At 55.3% G+C, this 14,770-nt stretch carries 15 protein-coding genes and 2 pseudogenes; 11 read left to right on the top strand and 6 right to left on the bottom strand.

Annotation, left to right across the window (positions count from 1 at the left end; translation table 11 throughout):
• Window positions 1–2 precede the first annotated feature (2 nt).
• Both GDA65_16200 and GDA65_16195 read left to right on the top strand, forming a co-directional pair.
• A pseudogene (locus GDA65_16200) lies at window positions 3–331 on the top strand (type II toxin-antitoxin system RelE/ParE family toxin).
• A pseudogene (locus GDA65_16195) lies at window positions 324–671 on the top strand (XRE family transcriptional regulator). Before GDA65_16200 ends, GDA65_16195 begins: the two co-directional pseudogenes overlap by 8 nt.
• Before the next feature lie 147 nt (window positions 672–818).
• Here GDA65_16195 and GDA65_16190 read toward each other — a convergent pair.
• On the bottom strand, window positions 819–1,721 hold the full coding sequence (locus GDA65_16190) for a tyrosine-type recombinase/integrase (GenBank protein MBA5864234.1): 903 nt from the start codon (window positions 1,719–1,721) through the stop codon (window positions 819–821).
• Window positions 1,722–1,855: 134 nt separating this feature from the next.
• Window positions 1,856–2,803 (bottom strand): hypothetical protein, encoded by a 948-nt coding sequence (locus GDA65_16185; GenBank protein MBA5864233.1) that lies wholly within the window; start codon window positions 2,801–2,803, stop codon window positions 1,856–1,858.
• Window positions 2,804–3,305: 502 nt separating this feature from the next.
• Between GDA65_16185 and GDA65_16180 the strand changes: the two genes are divergently transcribed.
• The 4 genes from GDA65_16180 to GDA65_16165 all read left to right on the top strand — a co-directional run bounded on the left by GDA65_16180 (window position 3,306) and on the right by GDA65_16165 (window position 6,359).
• Entirely contained in the window at window positions 3,306–4,472 is a 1,167-nt protein-coding gene (locus tag GDA65_16180; GenBank protein ID MBA5864232.1) for a hypothetical protein, read from the top strand.
• Between the two features lie 198 nt (window positions 4,473–4,670).
• A complete protein-coding gene (locus GDA65_16175; GenBank protein MBA5864231.1) occupies window positions 4,671–4,958 on the top strand; it encodes an HU family DNA-binding protein in 288 nt (95 codons plus the stop codon).
• A 286-nt stretch (window positions 4,959–5,244) separates the two neighbouring features.
• The gene (locus tag GDA65_16170; protein MBA5864230.1) at window positions 5,245–6,003 is read left to right on the top strand and encodes a hypothetical protein; all 759 of its coding nucleotides are present in this window, start codon (window positions 5,245–5,247) and stop codon (window positions 6,001–6,003) included.
• Window positions 5,736–6,359: a hypothetical protein gene (locus tag GDA65_16165; GenBank protein MBA5864229.1), complete on the top strand. Its 624-nt coding sequence runs from the start codon at window positions 5,736–5,738 to the stop codon at window positions 6,357–6,359. The genes GDA65_16170 and GDA65_16165 overlap by 268 nt, the downstream gene beginning before the upstream one ends.
• A 212-nt stretch (window positions 6,360–6,571) precedes the next feature.
• Here GDA65_16165 and GDA65_16160 read toward each other — a convergent pair whose 3' ends face one another.
• From GDA65_16160 to GDA65_16150, 3 genes are all read right to left on the bottom strand, one after another.
• Entirely contained in the window at window positions 6,572–6,994 is a 423-nt protein-coding gene (locus GDA65_16160) for an AP2 domain-containing protein (protein MBA5864228.1), read from the bottom strand.
• A 4-nt stretch (window positions 6,995–6,998) separates the two neighbouring features.
• A complete protein-coding gene (locus GDA65_16155; protein MBA5864227.1) occupies window positions 6,999–7,322 on the bottom strand; it encodes a hypothetical protein in 324 nt (107 codons plus the stop codon).
• Between the two features lie 118 nt (window positions 7,323–7,440).
• Window positions 7,441–8,184, bottom strand: coding sequence for a hypothetical protein (locus GDA65_16150; protein ID MBA5864226.1), 744 nt, complete (start codon window positions 8,182–8,184; stop codon window positions 7,441–7,443).
• Window positions 8,185–8,449: 265 nt separating this feature from the next.
• Between GDA65_16150 and GDA65_16145 the strand changes: the two genes are divergently transcribed.
• Together GDA65_16145 and GDA65_16140 are read left to right on the top strand one after the other, a co-directional pair.
• Window positions 8,450–8,773 carry a hypothetical protein gene (locus GDA65_16145; protein ID MBA5864225.1) on the top strand — a complete coding sequence of 108 codons (324 nt, stop codon included), beginning with the start codon at window positions 8,450–8,452 and terminating at the stop codon, window positions 8,771–8,773.
• Window positions 8,757–9,665 (top strand): DUF72 domain-containing protein, encoded by a 909-nt coding sequence (locus GDA65_16140; protein MBA5864224.1) that lies wholly within the window; start codon window positions 8,757–8,759, stop codon window positions 9,663–9,665. The genes GDA65_16145 and GDA65_16140 overlap by 17 nt, the downstream gene beginning before the upstream one ends.
• Window positions 9,666–10,528: 863 nt before the next feature.
• On the opposite strand, the gene GDA65_16135 is transcribed toward GDA65_16140, so the two are convergent.
• Window positions 10,529–10,771, bottom strand: coding sequence for a hypothetical protein (locus tag GDA65_16135; protein ID MBA5864223.1), 243 nt, complete (start codon window positions 10,769–10,771; stop codon window positions 10,529–10,531).
• A 619-nt stretch (window positions 10,772–11,390) separates the two neighbouring features.
• On the opposite strand from GDA65_16135, the gene GDA65_16130 reads away from it, so the two are divergent.
• The 3 genes from GDA65_16130 to GDA65_16120 all read left to right on the top strand — a co-directional run bounded on the left by GDA65_16130 (window position 11,391) and on the right by GDA65_16120 (window position 14,211).
• Window positions 11,391–12,941 (top strand): hypothetical protein, encoded by a 1,551-nt coding sequence (locus tag GDA65_16130; GenBank protein MBA5864222.1) that lies wholly within the window; start codon window positions 11,391–11,393, stop codon window positions 12,939–12,941.
• A 285-nt stretch (window positions 12,942–13,226) separates the two neighbouring features.
• A complete protein-coding gene (locus tag GDA65_16125) occupies window positions 13,227–13,760 on the top strand; it encodes a hypothetical protein (GenBank protein MBA5864221.1) in 534 nt (177 codons plus the stop codon).
• 13 nt (window positions 13,761–13,773) lie between these two features.
• Window positions 13,774–14,211, top strand: a complete 438-nt coding sequence (locus GDA65_16120; protein MBA5864220.1) for a hypothetical protein — start codon at window positions 13,774–13,776, stop codon at window positions 14,209–14,211.
• The last annotated feature ends 559 nt before the right edge of the window (window positions 14,212–14,770 follow it).

Genomic DNA, 14,770 nt, shown 5'->3' with positions numbered 1-14,770 from the left:
CCGTGCAACCACGGCGCTTTTTCGGGGATTCGCTGAAATGTATCCGGCAGTTTTCCGAGCATGCTCGACATGACACCGGCTATCAACTGGAGTGGTGCAGCACGGCCAGCAACTAACGGATTTCAAGGCAATGCCATCGGTGGGGAGGGGAGTCGAAGAGCTTCGAGTGTGGGACGAGTCCGGCACCTATTGTGTGATCTATGTGGCCCGGTTTGCGGAGGCGGTATACGTGCTGCATGCGTTCCAGAAGAAAACGCGGGCGGCAAGCCCGCACGATGTCGAGGAGGCAAGGAAAGGGTACGCTGAATTGATAGGAGGGAGCTATGGGTAAGGCAGTCCAGAGCTTCGAGAGTGTGTGGGATGCATTGGCCGATACGCCCGAGCAGGCGGCACATTTGCGTGCGCGATCCGGTCTCATGCAGCAGATCACGGAGATCATTGAGGTGAACGAGTGAACACAGGTGGAAGCGGTCACCAAATGTGGGGTCACGCAGCCGCGGATGAATGATCTCCTCCGCGGACGGGTGTCGCGGTTCTCCCTGGATGCGCTGGTGAAGATCGCGGCGGCGCTCGGGCAGCACGTACGAGTAGAATTGGAGCCCTCCCACAAGCGAGCGCGGCGGAATCGAGGGGGCATGCCGGTTACCCTATTTTGTATCCATAGAAAATAAACATCTGCGGTTGCCACGCCTTAGACGTTCACGGCGGAGCATTCAGGCGGGTCCGTGTGGTTGAAGCGGATTGCGGATTCGCTGATGTGATCGAATAATCCGGTATCCGGCTTCGCCTCCCCCTCCCTGGCTCAACTTCAGATGAACTCACGACAACCCCAAGCGATCAGTCACGGAATCCACGAGGTGATGCTCGACGCCTAGATACTTCTCGGTGGTCATCACGGAACTGTGGCCGTAAAGCTGCTGGATCTCCCGCATATCTTTGGTAAGCGCATAACACAGCCGGCCGAAGGTACGGCGCAGGTCATGCGGCGCCACATGTTTCCCCAAGGCCAGCTGTGCGTACCGTCCGACAATTCGCCAGATCGTATCCTCCGTCACACCCGTGCCCCACACACGCCCATGGCGATTGATCGCCCGAATCACCCGGCCGAAGTCAATCCCGGCCGCCTCGACCCACCGATCCCAGGCATTCTTCACGACGCCAGGGAGGGGAAGGGTGCGAAGCCGTTTCCCTTTGCCTCGCAGATTCGCCAGCACCCAACGGCCGTCGTGTTCTCGCACCACCTTCACATCCAAGTGAGCAATTTCGGCCCGCCGAAGCCCACAGCGCAGGATCAGCATCAACACGAGATAATCCCGCTTCCCCACGGCCGTGCGTATGTTCGGCCGGGCCAGAATGCGTAGCGCCTGTTCACGCGGCAACCACACGCCCGCGCGCACCCCACGATTGGGAACCATCGGAATCCGGAGAATGCCGGTCGCAGTCGCGGAATCAATGACTCCCTCGTCCATCGCTTCCTGAGCCAGGCGACGCAGCACCGTCAGATGAAGATTGATCGATTTCGGTGCGAGCTTCTTCTGCAGACTGAGGTAGTCCCGATACTTCAGGATCGTCGTCTTCGAAAACTGCGTCTGCTTCGTACGAGACACCCATGTGCGGTAGGCCGCTGCAGCCGAACGGTATGCGCGTTGCGAATGCGGCGAAGCACAGGTCAGGACAACCTGGTCACAGATTCGAGTCCACCGATCATCCATCAGAGTCATCCTCACCCCCAGCCTATTCACTGCGACCGGTGTCACTCTCGATGCACGGCCGGCAGCCCTATTCGTAGTTCGTGATAGTCTATCCTATCACGTCTTATGAGCACTGCACGTGCCACGCGAAAGAAGCCGCGTTCTTAGTCTGGCAATTGATAGATCTTCCAGTGGTGGCCATTGACTATCCCGATGATTCCGAGGCGTCCATGAGGATCACCGAACGAAATTAGGTTCTCCTTGTTCTCATTTTTTAGGAATCGCTTGTAATACCCCTGCAACATACTCGTGGCCGAGGTCCGCACGGGCTCTACCTTAATGAGTCGTTCCATGAAGACGGCAACACAAGGAGGCCCTGTCACGTCGGGATCATCCACGGTCATGTGCGGATCATATTCCCCCGGCAAACCTGTGACGTCGAGGGCCGTCCATATTTTGGTGCCGTGGGACTCAAAGTATCTCCACACATCGCCGGCAAGGACCCCGGCCAGACGTGTAATCAACGCCAAGTCATTTTTTGCCCGCCCATTAAACGACACAAGCTCAGCCACATTTCGATATCTTTGTGTGTCAGATTGGCGGGCGATGTGTTCATCAAACGATGCCTTGATTTGATCCAGATCTGTGCGACGATCCCAATAGATGTCTACGGCATACTCATTCGTCGCCGCATGGGCTGCGATACAGGAGGCCATGTAGGCGATGAACGAATCGAAGGGAACAAATCGTTCGCCTCTTGGAGAGGACCGTTCTTTATACTCCCTCCCATAAGCCAAGGCCGCGTCTTTTGTTCGTCTGCCCTCATGAATCATGCAGGCGCCATGAGCATAGAACGCGAACAGATGTATGGAGAGACTTGTACGATTCAGCGTCTGGATGAACAGCTCCCTGGCTGCCTCGTTTTGGAGCACATCCTTGTATTTATAATCCTCTTTACCAACAATTGAGCCGAGGTGTTTCGAAATCCGGGCTAATTCTGGAGCCTGTTCCAATGGAAACAGAACTGCTCCCACTCCAAAGCCAGATTCCTCGGTTGACTGTGGGCGATTGCTGGTTCCGGTTTCATCAAAGACAGCGATGTATTTCTTCATGTTCTATCCAATTTGATCAACCAGTGCACAGCTGGGGCTGTCGCAGAATCGACGCGCATGTTACGCACCGCAATGAAGGTCGCGCATTTATCTCAAATGGCTTGAAGAGCATCGTGGTACTGGCACAGTGTTTGGAGTCGAGCAGAGATTCTGACAGCAAACTCTCATGCCGCCAAGTAGCTAAACGTCCTACTGTTTGCCGTGTATCAGCCCTGGTCTGAGACCAGAAGCTCTTCCTTCGCGATATCTACTTGGTTGGGGCTTGCAGGATTATTGGACAAAGAAGCAGAACCATGACGCGCGAACCTCAATTCAAGACAAGGCATGGGAAACATCAACGTCTCGATTGCCCTTCCTTGTAACTACGAGGGCGTCAATCGGACGGAAGACGAAATCTCACTTTACAAACAGTAGCGCAGACGTCAACATTTGTTGCGGCACAGTGAGCGTCCGAGAGCTAGTGAACAGCCACCAACCTCAGTCATTATGCATTGGAAAAGCCATGAATCTTAACATCCAGGCGTTTGTGCTGTTTCTCACTCTGACGGTTGGTGCCGCCCTGCTTCAAGGGCCCATTGCTGTCGAAGCCAACGACTCAACGACCACACATGTCAACGAGACAAGCGAGCGAGGGGACACTATTGCCCCCAATAATAGCTGTGTGCAATCGATAACGACCGACCTAGTTCAGAAGCTGAAGCCCATATCTAGCGTTGCCATTGCGCCAGACGAACCGAGTGATGTGGACAACTCTGCAGTACTTCGATACCTCAACGACATGACAACAAAGATTGCTGCATCTCCTGCCTTGACCAGGCGTTCGTACGATGGGAAAGACAAACAGGTGGTTATTAGCTTCAGAGTTCATGCACGAGGCGAATTATCTGATGTGAGGCTAGAGAGGACGTCAAGTCCTACCAATAAAATCCCCGATCCGTACGACCTCTCCGCTAAGGGCGCAGTAGAGCAAGCGGCTCCATTTTCAGCATTTCCATCCGACATTAGTACGAGATGGCTGGATGCCACAGCAACGATTTCATACCCCAGCCGCGAATCACTCGTAGAAGAGCAACACGCGAAGGTGCGTGCTTACAACATCTGCAAAGACCTTGCTCATATTGGCCTGTCTATTCACACCATGAAAGACAACGCAGCAGATTTAGAGAAACTCGAGGCCTTTGCTGATCAACTGCAAAAGTATAAACAGGAGTTGGGGGAGGAATTTGAGGTCTCCAGACTTCAGGGCAACCTAACCGACAAGACGACAGAAATCAAAAAACAGATCGCACGCATTTCCAAACTGAACAAATTCGACACCGATTGTGAGAATAAACTGCACAAGGAACATTTTCCGTCACACCTTCGTGACGAACCGGTGAATTCTTCGCATCCAGACACCAGCACACTGGGGCGTGCATTCTGCACGGCTATTAACGGTGGTGGAACGGTCGAGTTCCTTGTGATGAATGAGAGAAGTCCAACCGTCGGGATTGCTGTCAAAACAAGAAAGCGACGTTTCGTTGTGATTCTTCAGAAGAAAATGACTGGGGATTTGACCGAGGAATGGAGAGCCGTTGAGGTTCAGACTCCCTCTGATCGAAAAGCAATCCCTTTTCTCCTAGGGAATTCGTTTATGGCGAGCTTTCCGGAAATGGTTCAAGATGAATAGTACTCGGCAAATGAAAGTATCGACATACGGGACTATGGTTTGTCCGCCGAATTAGGCCCTCTCGCACAGTCGCACAAAAGCCTGTCTCGAATCCTATTGAGGATGAACACCTATTCCAATGCCAAAATCGTTACTTCTTGACTTGTTTTCGGCCACGCAGTAGAAAAGCGAAACTTCCATCACTGAGAGGATAACAGCATGGCAAAGGCGATGACGAAGGCCGGAATTGCGGAGTACCTCGCGGAGAAATCTCACCTAACAAAAAAAGCCGCCACGCAGATTCTCGATGACTTGGCCGCGCTGGCCTATAAAGAAAGTAAGAACGGGTTTAAGCTACCGGGCTTAGGCATGCTGGTTCTCAAGAATCGGAAGGCCAGAATGGGGCGCAATCCCCAGACGGGCGACGCCATCAAGATTCCTGCCAAGCGTGTCCTGAAGTTCCGAATCGCGAAAGCCGCGAAGGATGCCATTCTCGGGAAAAAATAACTTCGCGATCCCTCATTCGCATAGAGCACCTCGAACATTGTTCTCCGACTCACCTGGGCCGCCATCTAGTCTTTAATGCTAGATGGCGGCATTTCCTGCTCAGCGATCGGATACCTCTCCAAGCTGGGATGACTCAGCACCATTGTATCGATTGAGATACACTCGTCACTCATAGTTTTTCATAATACACTGAATTTCTAACGTGTTGATCCGCGCAGAAGATTCACCGTTCAGTAGATCGTGGGACATGACCCATGATTCCCCTTATTCATCGTGAGGAACAGCCATGATAATACTCTTCGCACTCTTGTACGTGATTGTGACGACTTCAGAGGTCGGTGCCTGGGGAGAAGAGGGCCACCGAGGGATTGCCGAAGCTGTACAAGGACACCTCACCGCATCGACGGCAAAATCTATCGCGAAGATTGTAGAAACGGGAAACGACCTTCCACCGGGGACCCTGGCGCGTCTGTCCGTCTGGCCAGACCAGATTCGTGCGCTGACGAAGAACCCGCATGCCACGATTCCAGGATTTTCAACGGCTGAAATGGAGGAAGCGCGGCAGTTCGTCGCGGCCCATCCGGACAATACGAATTGGCACTTCGTGGATCTACCGCCGGGGGCTGCGCACTACCCAGACCTGGCTCATCCGGATCCCGCGGACCCCGCCCTGCCGTTTACCAGTACAACGGATGTCGTGCACATGATCCACCAGAGTGTGGACATCCTCGAAGGCCGCACCGAATCAGCCACCTTCACAAAGCTTCAAGCCCTTAGTTGGCTGCTGCACCTGAGCGAAGATATCCATCAGCCCCTGCATGTGGCCTCCGGCTATTACTCAACGGCGGCCGACACGCTCTCTCATCCCACCATGCTGACGGACCCACCGAGGTCACCAAACAACATGGCAAGAACGATCGCGGAGGGAATGTATTGCTGTTTCTCGCGAACCCCACCTGCCCAACGAAACCGACGCATGAAAACCTGCACGCCATTTGGGATGACTGCCTGGTGGATGTCGTGGGGGGAGCCAAAGGCTGTGTGAGCAAGACTACCGACAAAACAGTAGCGAGAGTCGCGGACCATCTGAAGGCGCGCATGCAAGACCCTGCCTCCCAGGCGTTTCGGCTGCAGGGCGACTACCACCACTGGCCTGAACAATGGGCCACCGATTCCGTGCATGTGGCCGCGGCGGGAGTCTTTCCCTCTGAACTCGACTCCGGTTGTGTGATTCTCGACGCCAAACGGCCCCACCCGCCGGTTCATGTTCAGAGTCGAGTGGTGGCTCCCGCGACAAAGGGAGCCTATCTACAAGAGCACAAGGTAAATGCGGATATCCAGCTCACCAAAGCCGCAGTGCGGCTCGCGGATCTGTTGAACCAGCTGCAGTGGAAGGACTAGCGGCAGGACGCTCCTCGACGATCACCTGACGCACTCAGCGGCGTGAATCCGTCTCAAGTGAGTGACTGGTCTACATCTCAACGGACGACCCTACAAGTGACAGAAGCAAGAAACTGGGCAAGGATCATGAGGCCGTACCAGAAGGAGTACGACGCGAAGGATCGCTCGCGTTGAACACACTAGGTCACAGCACACCTGCGAGAAGATGGTGGTCAGAGCGTTCCTAGCGCCTGCTGCCGTGCCTGAAGTGCCCGACGATACGCGCCGTCCTCTCCATACTTTTTCACGCCGAACTTGCGCCTCGTGGCGCGTCCCTCGCCGATCGGCCACTGCGCGAGCCAGTAGGCCATGCGCGGGCTGGTCGGTGTGCGGCCTGGGGCTTCGTGCCGACTCACGCCTGACACTCCTGATCGATTCTTTTTCTTCCTGATTCGGCAGATTTCTTGCCGTGTCAGTCCAGGCAGGGTCTGCAGGAGCGTCTCTCGGTACGCCGTGGCAGCGACCAGGGCCTGGCGCGTCCCGCTATACACACGGTCGCTGAAGTAACGGTGATGGACTTGGTTGCGGCGTTGCACGCGCACGAGCCAAGCATACGTGTGAGTCTGGTCGTCCTCGATTCGGCTGATCTGACGCATGGGGTTATCGCGCGCGACGAAGGTACCGACTCAGGCGGCGCTCCTCAGGGAGCTCAATGTCACGGATTTGAAGCCCCAACTCTTGCCCGCGGCTCCAAGCGACCACCGCGCGGTGAACGTGGATCTTGTCCTCGGCCTTGTCGAGATGCAACGTGATGGTCAGTTCAGTGCCTGCCGGAACCGTTTTCTCGGCATCGACGCGGCAGCCCTTCGGCGACAGGTTCCAGACAAAGCCACGGCCGCGGGTGTCGTGGTTCAGAAAGAAGGCGGTTCCATGAATCGGAACACGGCGAGAGATACGGGGACGGAAGTGTTGTGGAGTAGCCATAGAGGGCAGTCTAGCGAACTTGGCCGCTTCTGACGATCCCCTATTCGGATGAAGGGGTGAAGACAACGCGCGATTAAGACCCTGTAACCGGTTGCCGGCCAACTCCGTATCCTTTCACTCACACCGTTTCTGTGACGGCGGCATTGAAGGCCTCGAATAACCACATCCAGAGGCCCAATTCCACCGCATACAGCGTCCACGGGAGGAGCAGGAACCAGATCAGCGCCTTGCGCCGCGCGAGGGTGAAAGTACGGGTTGCGCCCCAGTAACTCACCACCACGGACCAGAAGGACAGCACCACGAAGATGAGCGTCCAACTCCCCTCCGCGTCTCTCGCTAGGCGGTAATTGGGAAAGAGGAGGGTCTCACCCAGCATGACCAGAACCACCGGGAGGGCATACACGAGGGAGGAATAGACGAAGAGGAGTCGTGGCCGGAGGGGATCCAGCGCCGTGGCACCAGACCACTTGAGGCGGAGACGATACCACCAACCACCGAGGTACCAGAACAAGGGCACGTTGACCGCCCCTAGCACCACGAGCACCACCCAGAGCGTGCTCCAGGAATGCAGCAGCCAGGGACTGAGCTCAGCCCATCCGGAGACGGCCTCCCCCATCTCCGCCCGAAGCAAGTGCTGCTCAATGCGATCCACCATGGAGGCGATCCCGAGACAGAGCGTCGCCAAGAGCAGGAGGGGGGGACGGGCGAGCTCGTGAAACGAGGCAAAGAACTGTGAGGGATTCACGAACAGGGCGACTAGGCGTGAAAGTACGCCCCCCGAAGACAACTGCGCTGTGGGGGATGTGCGCGATTGCTGATCTGGTGACTGTGGGGAGTTGACGACGGACGGCTCGTGTATCATTCGGGCTTTCTTGTCCTTGAGGCTGTCGTTGCAGTGTGCAGGCAGACTACCCGGACTGCGTCGCGACGACAATTGCACAAGGTGGGGACTGAGCTGTCCAAACGAGGGGGCAGGACGTATCCCAGCGAGTCGCTCTCAGACTTGTAGAGTGAGACGGCGATTGATAGGCCGTCCGCCAATCGGACTGTTGGCTTCTGGGTGACTGTCAGGGCATAGTGAACGCAGTGGCTGCCCCGAGCAGGCCGGGCTGGCTCCCAACTGATCTATGACTCGTGACGACGTGCATATTGGCGTGATGGTCACAGTGATCGGCCCGCGATGGGACCGACCACCAGGAACTCTAGCCAGGGTGACAGAAACCGGACACCATGCCATCGGTGGACAATGGTGGTTCACGGTCGAATGGCTGACAGGGATCCGCACACGCTCGCAGCACAGCCTGAGAATGGGGGAAGAGGACCTGAATACCTTTCACCTTGCGACAGGAGACGCGACTCCGCTGGCTGCTCGAGAAGACGTCCGACTGGCGCCTCCCCCACGGCCTGTACAAATTGCGCTGCCCTTTACGGCGGATGATGACGATGACTGACGCTGGCCTTTCTCCGCTTGTCCGCTTCGGCACCTCGACCTGGACCTATGAAGGCTGGCAAGGACAGGTCTATCTGCGGAAGTATGCAAAAACGGCCTTTGCCCGGGAATGCCTTGGCGAATACTGCCAGTATCTCTACGAGGGACAGCCACTCTTTCGCACGGTGGGTAATGATGCGACGTTCTATCGGCCGCCATCCGTCAACCAGCTCACACGGTATCTGACGCAGATCCCCGAAGAGTTCCAGATGTGCTTCAAGGTGTGGGAAGAGCTCACGATCCCCACCTATGCGAAACATGCCCGCTACGGCCCACGCGCGGGACAGCCCAACCCCAACTTTCTGAACGCCGAGGCCTTCACCAAGCTCGTACTGCAACCCTATCGGGACGCGCAGTTCGGTTCGCATACCGGCCCGTTTCTGTTTGAGTTCCAGCGTCACGGGATGGCCGCGGAGGAGTTTATTGGAAAGCTCGACGAATTTTTTTCACGGGTGCCGACGGATTTTCGCTACGCCGTGGAGATCCGGAATGCGGGCCTGCTTGGGCCCCGCTACCACGACATGCTGCAGGCGCACGGTGTCGCCCATGTCTACAATCATTGGTCCTACATGCCCCCGCTCGCCGAGCAGCACCAGCGCCTAGGGACCTTCACTGCGCCGTTCACCGTGTTACGCCTGCTGACTCCGCTCAAGATGACCTATGAGGCGGCCAAGAAGCGGGCGGAGCCGTATGACAAGCTTATCGGTGAATTGCCGGAGATGCGGCGGGACACGGTCACCTTGATACGCCAAGCGACAACCGAAGGTCGGACGACCCATGTGCTAGTCAATAACCGTGCTGAAGGCAATGCGCCATTGACGATTCAGGCGCTTATCGACCGCCTACAAACCTAACGCTGAAGGGCAATCTAGACCCACAACTCCTATGCAGCTGCATTGTTTCCCGCGCCTCTCGACGCGAATGGGGAAAACGTCTGTGACGAGATCGCCTTGAGAGCGGCCGCCCTGGCCTTGAGGGCCCGTCGATACGCCCCATCTTCTCCATACTTGAGGATGGAGAACTTCTTGTGCCGAGATTGACAGTTCTCGATCGGCCATTGGACGTCCCAGTAGAGCCGATGGACGCGGCTCCCCTTGGAGAATTCCCGTCGGTCGATACGGCTCAGCCCTGAAACGCCAGAGCGGTTCGTCTTCTTGAGAGAGGCACAGTAGACTGGCTTGCTCAGCGGAGGATTGGACCTGATCAGTGCCTCCCGGTAGGTCGTGGCTGCAACCAACGCCTGCTCAGCACAAGCCAGCGTCCACCTTATTCCCGGCGAGGTAGGACTCCAAGTAGACGGCATCTTCACCTGGAATCGTTTTCAAACGTACTCCGAATTCTTCCGTCCGTACCCACGTCACCAAAGCCTCATCCAACACGAGAGCACGACGCTTTGTTGGTAGGACAACGAATAAGGACAGCGTCATCCCCGGCGTCACTTCGGCCTGACTCTCGACATGGCAATGGTGCATTGAGAGCCCAACAATTTTGCCCACGTCGTATAGATTGTCTTGTGCTGAATGGAACACACAGGACAGAGGCGCCTCTTCGAAAAGGCTATTTGGCAGTTCGGCAATGGACATAAATCAAAGTGTACTCAGGCTCCCGACTCAGTCATATTCCTCTTTCGACGGGACCAAGAATCGCTCGCCCGTGCATCACGGTCTAAAAGCCCTGGTCATCTGAGGTCCTCTCTTCACGACTAGGGGCCTTTGTTTCAGTCTTTCATTGATATCCCGTCGTCCCCGGTCGGTTTCTGGCACTCCAACTGATCCCATTCTCCGGCGCGAACTGCCTCATGACGCATCCGCATCAGTCTTGCCACAACCTCGAGTCCATTCAACACGTCAACCGGGTCTTTGGCGTCCAGGCGGAGAATCAGATCACGAACCCACCAATGAGTCGCAGGGGACGACAATAACATCGACCGCATAACGTTGTATTGGTCAGCCCATCGCATGGTATCGCCTTATGACTGTTCTATTGAACCCACCGTTTCTGTATTACCTGCGTGGCTTGATGTAAGAATAATCGGGCGCAAAAGGGAATGCTCTATATCACCAATCGCAACCCCTTCAATTCAGGCATCTCTTGATCAACGCTTCAATACTGCAAAGACCATGGCCATAGACACGTCGAGGAGTGAAGGACATTCCATACACCAACACAACCAGCTAAAAATCCGACACAAACACCACGATGCACAATCAGACTTGCATCCTATCTCTTTGAAAAGCGCACCCCGGGAATCTACCTCGCCCTTCCAATGTTCACCTACTCCGATACGGCCATTGCCGTTCCGTTAGGGGGAACCCCAATCACATAAGGCAAATGCTCCTACGCTCAGATGGGGAAACCACTTAAAATCTCCTTGGGCACTGTCGCCTACAGTTACCTGAAACCAATCATGCGCGAAGCAGAGCAATGCGTCGCACTGGCACCCGATAGTCTTGGAAGGAGATTGCACCATGCCCGCCGGCATTAGGACATCGCTAACACGGGTCTATACGTATCCCGCATATCTCACATATTCTTCCTATGCTGCCTTGCCGGCTGCGGTCAGAGAAGAAGCTGACCAAATGCAATCTCTGTGGAATGCGATGGTCGACGTTTATGAAGTCGCCCATCGCCAACAGGAGCGCCTTCACAAACAATTCCTTCAAACGAGTCGCACGACGACGCGCGCAGCTGGCGGCACACGTTCGATTGGCGATCCCCTTGAGTGCATCAAACAATTGCGTGGGCAGAACGACTCCCTCGAGGACGCGACTCTTCTTGCCCTTTCTCGTACCTATCGCACAGCTGCGGCTGAGTACGAAGCCTCCCAACATCACAATATCGACCGATGTCTCCCTTACCCTGAGAGCATGAAGCAGGAGCTTTCCCAGATCACCAAACGTCTGAATGACACTCTGCACCAACTCGCACGCACAAGCCTTCTGTCTCGTTCACACAGCAATGCCGTGCTCGAACGAATGAAAACAGCCATCCGCCGCGTGCCCCTCGGAAATCTTCCACCCAGCAAGGAAACAGGTCCGCCGACCTCGTTATTCTTTACTCACAACTTCGGTTCGCAAGGAGTCCGCATCCAATCATTAACTCGCGCAGACATGACCCAGTCGGGCTCCTCATTTGCCGCCAATCGTCTACTTACACTCAACCCGGACTCGCAACTCGCAGAGGACACCGACCCCCGAGACCGGGGCCAACGAGATTCTTGCAGAACCGAGGGGGAACTTTTCGTTCGCAACGTCCCAATTCCGTTTGAAATCATCCTTACTCCCCTTCTGCCCAAAGACGCTCTTCTCAAACAAGTCTCTCTCATTGGTTCACAACAGCGACCACAGACGAGCGTCAACTTTGACAGTTCCAACGCACGTCTCAGGAACGACACGACATGGCAGTGGCACCTTCAATTCACGCTAATCGTACCGCCGACCCAGCAATCGGAACCAAAAAAATACGGGATGATCGCCCTTGATTTTGATCATCGACTCATAAATGACGCGACCCCCCTTGTTAGGGTGGGAGAATGGGTATCTGACACGGGCAAACACGAATCCGTCTTCTTTCCCGCGCGGATAATAAAAAATCTAATTGCGGCATACGAAGCCAGGGAAGCCCTCAATGTTCAGCACCTCGCCCTCAAACAACTATTTGTTCATTTTCCATTTGGTGAGGCACTTGCCGATATAGTGAAGGAGCCCATTCACAGCGATGTGCCACTGAGCAGAAAGAGGCTTCGATGCATTGCTCATCAGGCAGTTGAAAAGGCCTACAGCGGTCCCCTTACAAGCATAATCCGAGAATTACTCTTGCAAATTAGAGACACAAGAATCGATGTAGTGAGACGGCGCCGACAATGGCGCAGGGACCGAACCGAGTTTTACGACAAGCTTGCACATCGCCTGTCGAGAGAAGCCGGGACTATTGTGCTGACTCCAATACTGATGCCTGGCCATTCAGGCTCCGAGGGATCTTCTACCTGTACGACAAGAAGTGCACCATTAGCACAAGCGCTCGCACATCCCATCAACATGCAAGAGTTTATTCATCGACTTCGGCATGCCGCGCCCATCTATCGGACCACACTTCATTTTGTACAATCCATGCATGCCCTGATCGCCTGACTTACGCGGCCCCCTGCAAAGATAATCCGACCTTCTCAACCAACAGCTTCTCCCCATCCCACTCCAGTCCTTGAGACAGCGCCTACCAAAACAATAGCCACCGCCTCACGATCCCTCCTGCGTTGTGCACACCATAATGAGGCCCCCATGCTTGGCACAGTCGATTTGCTTCCACACACCCAAGTGGTTACGAACAGCACACCTACCAATATTTCCTCTGCTGATCTGTCTCAGAGTGGGGATGATTCCCCAGTATTGCCCCGGCTAGCCACCGAGCCAGTTGGTATGAAAACCGAGGCGGTGCCCGATCCTCCGCCCTCACGACGCGATGAAGAAGACGACGAAGATGAACAGGACCCGATTGTTAGCCTCGAACAGGACTCCAATGACTTTCAGCGCGCGACGATCTCCATCGTGATGACGCTGCTCCCAACGGACCGCCACCCTGACGGCCGCCTCACACTCATCGGCGTACGAAGTCACAACCTCCCGCCGCAGCTGACTACCGCACGATTCAACGACTTACTGCCCCTTCCGGAATCTCTGAGTCAGGCCCTCACACGTTGGGAGCAGACCTTTCCTGCGGCGCTAAAGGCACGGAAAACCCAGCGGGACGCAAGAGCCGCCGAGCAACAGACTAGAAGCCTGGAACAGGAGAAAAAACGCGAAGCGGAACGGCAAGCCAGAAAAGCCAAAGTTGCTAAGCCGACCGCCGCGAAAACCACGTCCGTGGCCCCAACACCCAAACCGGATCGCGAACAACACTCACACGATTCCCCCTCAAACACAGCCCTTCCTCAAGCCGGCTTATTCGAGTAGCGAAAGGAGCCTTATGGTTACGCTTCAACTTGAAGGACAAGAAATTCAATTGCCCCCCGAAATCGCCATCAGCGACGATGCGGTTCGCAAAGCGATCGCCCCCCTCTTCCCACAAGCCGCCCATGCCACCATTCAGCGAACCACTGACACGAATGGGATGACAACGATTAGGCTCACGAAACAGGCTGGAACGAAAGGAAATTACCATGTCATCCTCCGTCAGCTTATCGAGTCCCCCCGCCACGTCAATCCCGCTCTCACGCTCTACCAGACATATCAAGCTGAGTCCCAGCCAACCCAGACAAAGGTCGAATCCATACTCCTCACGCAGCAAAAGCTGCGTCTCGCCATTGAGCATGGTGAAAAGGAATACAAAGAAACAGCTACCATTAAGGAGCGACTCACAAGCACTCCTGGCTCGCCCAGCCGCATCCTTCCACCTGGGTTTTAACCTGCCCTCCACACCGTTGAACCTTGTTCTCGCATCCCTCAAAAACACAGAGGTTATCTCGGTCCCCTCATGCCTCGAATATCTGGAGGAGAGAGCGCGCGACTTTTGTATTGTCAACACGTTCCATGAGATCTTTCCACGGAGATTTCGCACTGCCGCCGCCGCACTTCCGCATCGAAGCATCAAGGAGGCCGCAGAACAGCTTCAAGAAGAGTTCATTAAACTAGTCGAGCAACACTACTTCCCGCTCGATAGCTGGGACACCGAATGGATTCGAGACCGCTTCCCATTCATTCCCATACATTTGGAAAATTATGATTGTGAGTCGGAATTCGAAGAGGTACCGCTTCCAATCTGTATCGCAGCGGCCTGGGTGGGACACTATTCCTACGCCCCCACCTGGACGAATATTCAAGAAGAACTCAGCGAGCACGCTACAATTCCACGATGCTTTTTGAATCCTCAACACCGGTGCAACGTTCAATTTCTTGACTTCAGGAGACGTTGTGCCAGACGGCGCTTTCCCATTTCAGGATTTCCCCAGGTCATCGACATCCTC

The sequence above is a fragment of the Nitrospira sp. CR1.1 genome (assembly GCA_014055465.1).
Taxonomy (GTDB): domain Bacteria; phylum Nitrospirota; class Nitrospiria; order Nitrospirales; family Nitrospiraceae; genus Nitrospira_A.
The sequence above is the reverse complement of the archived record's forward strand: the minus strand, read 5'-3'. Positions and strand labels throughout refer to the sequence as shown.